Annotated in this window: 3 protein-coding genes; 2 read left to right on the forward strand and 1 reads right to left on the reverse strand. The window is 37.2% G+C overall.

Annotated elements, in window-relative coordinates; all coding sequences use genetic code 11:
- The first annotated feature begins 321 nt into the window (after nt 1–321).
- Nucleotides 322–1,443 (forward strand): ATP-binding protein, encoded by a 1,122-nt coding sequence (locus WC622_RS16290; RefSeq protein ID WP_372820751.1) that lies wholly within the window; start codon nt 322–324, stop codon nt 1,441–1,443.
- A 350-nt stretch (nt 1,444–1,793) separates the two neighbouring features.
- On the opposite strand, the gene WC622_RS16295 is transcribed toward WC622_RS16290, so the two are convergent.
- The gene (locus WC622_RS16295; protein ID WP_372820752.1) at nt 1,794–2,021 is read right to left on the reverse strand and encodes a hypothetical protein; all 228 of its coding nucleotides are present in this window, start codon (nt 2,019–2,021) and stop codon (nt 1,794–1,796) included.
- A 1,060-nt stretch (nt 2,022–3,081) separates the two neighbouring features.
- Between WC622_RS16295 and WC622_RS16300 the strand changes: the two genes are divergently transcribed.
- Nucleotides 3,082–5,303 (forward strand): FG-GAP-like repeat-containing protein (locus WC622_RS16300; protein WP_372820753.1); only part of this gene is annotated, 2,222 nt, incomplete at its 3' end.

Raw genomic sequence — 5,303 nt, forward strand, 5'->3', positions numbered from 1 at the left:
AGCATTCCGAAGGCGAAAGCATTAAAGCCTCCCTGTGCGTCTTGGCGAGGAGCGTAGTCCCGAACTCTCGGGATGGCAATCTCCTCCTTCATAATTTATTAACAGCAATGAGATTGTACCATAGGCACTCCTGCGGAGCCGCGGTCGGTGAAAAACCTCCCTCGCAAAGACGATCAAGTGTACTAGCCTTTTTTCCTAGCGGCTGGTATTTCCATTAGTAAAATAATTTTTTTTAAATAAAAGATGCATTTAAATAAAAGATTTCTTTATTATTGAAATCAGAATTAATCCCTAATCTAGTAGCGCTCACTACAGATATCTATGGAGCAAACAGACAATCCAGATAACATACGAATTTCAAAAAATAAATTTGACGAATATCTACTGCTAAGTAATTTCTTTACAATTTCTGCAGATTTATTATGTATAGCAGGTTTTGACGGATATTTTAAAAGAATAAACCCTGCAGTTATTAAATTATTAGGGTATACAGAAGCAGAGCTGATGGCTAGACCTATTAACGACTTTGTTTATATAGACGATAAAAACATAACCATCGACTCTCGTAATACTGTATACAGCGGAACCTTATTAAGTAATTTTGAAAATAGGTACGTAACTAAAAAAGGAGAAATTGTTTGGCTTGCATGGACCTCTATGCCTTTTGTAGAAAATAAATTAGTATTTGGCATTGCGAAAGATGTAACGCTAAAAAAACGAGAAGAAGAAGAACGCAATTTGTTAATTGCTAACTTGAGTAAAATTAATAAAGACCTGCAAAGTTTTACCCAAATGACATCTCATGATATGAGATCACCTGTAAATAATATACTAGCTATTTCTAAGCTATTAGATCATGCTAAAATAGAAGATCCAAAGACGGCAGAACTGGTGGACATTTTAAAATCTACAAGTGAACGCTTACATCATACCATTAATAATTTTGTAGATGTGATGATTAAGAACGATAAAGTAAGTGTGCCACTAGAAGAATTGAACTTATCAGATGTTTTGCATACGGTAACTAAGTCAATCGGCTCATTGCTCCTAAATTCCTATGCCAAACTAGAAAGTGATTTTTCTGCTTTTACTACAATTAAGTTTAATAAAGTATATCTAGAGAGTATTTTTCTCAATCTAATTACAAATGCCATTAAATATGTTCATCCTGATAGGGCACCCCAAATTAAAATTACTACAGCGATAACAGATGGAGTATACCAATTAATAGTTTCAGATAATGGTTTAGGTTTTGATATGGCTAAAGTAAAAGATAAAATTTTCAGAGTGTATCAAGTATTTCATGAACATGAAGATAGCAAAGGCTTGGGCCTACACTTAGTGCATGAACACCTTACCTCATTAGGTGGTAAAATAGAAGTAGAAAGTCGTTTAAACGAAGGGACAACCTTTACTATTTCTTTTAATAAACAAACCGCATAGCAACACATACTCCCAGCCCGTCATTCCCGTGAATCCCGATAGCTATCGGGAGGGAATCACGAAGTGCTCAGTGCAGCTAATCCTAAAGCTATAAAGTCGTAACATCGCATTACGATTCCCGATAAAATTGGGAATGACGGAATAATGTTCATTCCCTGCTCGTCTTTGCGAGGAGCGTAGCCCCGACTTCTCGGGATGGCAATCTCCTCCTAGCAAAAATATTTAACAGCAATGAGATTGTACCATAGGCACTCCTGCGGAGCCACAGTCGGTGAAGAACCTCCTTCGCAAAGACGATCGCATTAAACCTATGTTTCCTATGTCTCTATGTGGTAAATAAACTTACCAAACTAACCCTCATCAGCCTTCGGCGCAATACCCTTATCCGCATCTAACGTATAAGAAGCTTCCGAAGAATCAAAAGCCTGTTTTAGTATTTCAGTATCGGGCTGTTCATCATCAGTACTCAAATCGCTTTCATCCAAACCATTCGAGTGTATATCTTTCTGACTTTGTTGATCCTCAGCTTCCGAATTTTCAGAATCATCAAGAGGAATAGTGTTTTCTGGAGTTATCATAATCTTCTTTTTATATATACAAAACAGCAAATAAGCCGAGTTGTTTCAACGGATATAGTGATGAAGCGATACTACTTTGAGTAAGTAATTATCGAATAAAATGCTAACCCGTATTTAACTATAAGTTAATTAGGTTATTGACCACGTTATTACCCTGTTTACACCCTGTTACCACCTTGTTAACACCCTGTGAAAATGAACCAAAATACTTGAGTATAACGAAGGAAATTGGGCGAAAAATTAACTTTAAGTTAAACTCTCCTAATCAATGCGCTTTACTATGCTACTCATCATTCTCACCTCCCTGCTCGTCATTTCGACCGTAGTGGAGAAACCTTTACACTTCAAAGATTTCTCTCCCGAAAATTCGGGACTGCGCTCCAGTCGAAAGGACGATGTTTATCCAAAACCTCAACCTTATCCCATTTGCCACTGTCCCAAAAAGCGTAGGGCAGACAGGAACGGCGGGCCATGCGTAAGTCCAGAGCGTGGAAGCATTGTTCCTGACTTGATTTATTCATTAGTAATTATTGTTTTATTGGTATTCATGCTCTCGCAAGCTCGGGTTTTGGTTACTTTTTCATCAAGGAAAACTGCGTAGCACTCTTGAACACCTCTAAAATAAACACTTGTGAAAAAAGTAAATTGATCCTTCGGCTATCAAGAGCCGAGGCACGCTTGTGTGATGGCATCATTGCTGTGTATTCAAGGCAACACGATAACGAGTAGTAATGAGATTGCCACTCCCGATGTAAATCCGATAGCTATCGGATGGGGATCGCAAACACGACCACCTTAAACCTATGTTTTCTATATCCCTATATGGTAAATAAAACCCTCCTCATCTTTAACGACTAGCTATAATCACTCCTTCCTTTCAATTAGCGGTAGCATACATTTATTTTCAGCTTAAAAGATGATTTTATAGCGAACGCACATGCCTTAGATTTACCATTTAGTTATCATCCCATATTCCTAACATTTTTGATGCTGATGATAATCTGCCCTAATTGGTTTTTGCAAAAAGCAAAAATCCTTTTTTAACTCTAATACCATTACCATGAAAAAAAATCTACGTTTTTATTTGATTTCGCTTAATGTATTTATACTGCTCAGCCTTTTTGCGCTGAGTACCTATGCGCAAGTGCCCATTATTTCTTCGGTTTCACCTATTAAAGGCCCTGTTGGTACACTAGTTGCCATAACGGGTAACAATTTTAACTTGGATAAGACCAAAAATATTGTGTTCTTTGGTGCAGTAATAGCACAAGTAGACCATGTTGTTTCGAAAAATGTAATAGTAGTTGTTGCACCACTCGGAACCGATGAGCAATTTATATCGGTAACTAATTTAGATACTAAACTAACCTCAGAGTCTGCTATTTCCTTTCATCTTACATATACAAATACTGGTCCTATTTCATTCAATTTAGCAAATACGCAATCAATTGCTGTTTCTGGAAATAATAATGATAAGCCAACAATGGTGGTTGTAAAAGACATTGATGGAGATGGCAAGGTAGATTTAATTGTGTCAGTAAAAGATGCAGGGGAAATTCATATTTATAGAAATGTATCATCCATAGGAAATGTTTTATTTTTACAGCCAATTATTATTTCTACACCATTCCCACGAAACATTGTAGTTGCCGATTTTACAGGGGACGGATTACCGGATATTGCTTGCGATAATTTTGCAAACGGAGAAGTTCATTTGTTTAGAAATACGGCTGCATCCTTCAATTCGCCAATTTCTTTTACTTCTGCCACATATTTTTCAAAACCAGCAGGTACCTTTACTTCTGCATTAGCGGCGGCAGATATTGATGGCGATGGAAAGTTAGATTTAGTTCAAATGAATTGGACAACATCTACGGGTGTTAACAATACCTTTTCTGTATATAGAAATACATCAACCAATGGGGGTTTGAGTATGGATTTTCCAAAAGATTTTGAAATTGGCACAGCGACAGATGGTTTGTTTAATATGGCTATTGGTGATTATTTAGGAAATCTAGATGGGAAACCCGATTTATTAATCAATAGATATAATTCGCAGGTATATATTTTTGCAAGAAATATCTCATTTCCTGGAACTATTAACTTTCTGAATACCTCAGATGTAAGTTCGGGCTACACTACCGCCATTAAACTGGTAGATGTAAACAATGATCACTTTTTGGATTTGGTATTTGGCAATACAGCTAATCAGATCATTGTACGATTGAATAATGCCAATGATACTTTTGCCACAGAAGATATTCATAACAGTGTGCCTTGGTCATATGATATTGCCACTGCCGATTTTGATGGTGATGGCTTAACCGATATTTCTGCGGTATCAAATTTGAATGATAAGGGATTTTCGGTACTAAAAAATGGTCAAGGTGGAAATCCGGGTAAATTTTATGCATCCGAATATTTTACAATAATTGACACTTCGTTAGGCATTGCTGCTGCGGATATTGATGGCGATGGAAAACAAGATGTGCTAACTTACCTTGATGGTACCCCTAAGATATATTTTGAATTAAATAGCCAAACTCCACCAGCAGATGTACAGACTTTAAGTCCAGCTAATGTTACGCTAACTTCTGTACTGTTCTGGGGAAGTATAAAGGCAAATACCTCTAACGTTTCAGTTAGTTTTGAGTATGGTACCGACCCTAATTTGGCCAGTTTTAATACTGAAAATGCTACTGTCAATAAAAATGTAAATGTGGGGCAAGGAACGTTAGCTTCCAGTTATTATTTAACAGGTAATTTCTCTGCAGATATGTATTATAGAGTGGTAGCAACAGATGCATCGAACAACGTGTACAAAGGAGAAATCGTTAAAGTTGTTTTTCCAGCTGTAGTAAATGGCATTACTGCACTTTCTCCAAACCCAAATAATGGCAAAACAGGCTCGGTAATCTATAAAGTTGAGTTTTCAAAAATAATAGATGGTGTAACCGCTGCTAATTTTGCAGTTACAAAAACTGGCGGTATCGCTAGCTCTAGTGGTATAACCAATGTAATACAAAACTCAATCCTAAAAAATATTTGGCAGGTTACGGTGGGCTTAGGTCCAGTTACTGCAGATGGAACCGTACAGCTTTCACTGGCCAATACCGATAACCTTTCAGCAGGAGTGACCAATACCCTGCCATTTGCAGGAGAAACCTATACCATTGCACCAGAGATAACAGTAAATACCTTGCCTGTAACTGGTCTATCCTCCACAGGTGCTACGTTACAAGGTTCGGTTAAATCTATAGTAGAAGATGTAACTGTGGGTTT

Origin of the sequence: Pedobacter sp., from assembly GCF_041662865.1 — a bacterium.
Lineage (GTDB): Bacteria > Bacteroidota > Bacteroidia > Sphingobacteriales > Sphingobacteriaceae > Pedobacter.

Excerpts from the sequence above, each read along its gene's own strand:
- WC622_RS16290 (WP_372820751.1), top strand. The coding sequence starts at position 322 with ATGGAGCAAACAGACAATCCAGATAACATACGAATTTCAAAAAATAAA.
- WC622_RS16295 (WP_372820752.1), bottom strand. The coding sequence starts at position 2,021 with ATGATAACTCCAGAAAACACTATTCCTCTTGATGATTCTGAAAATTCG.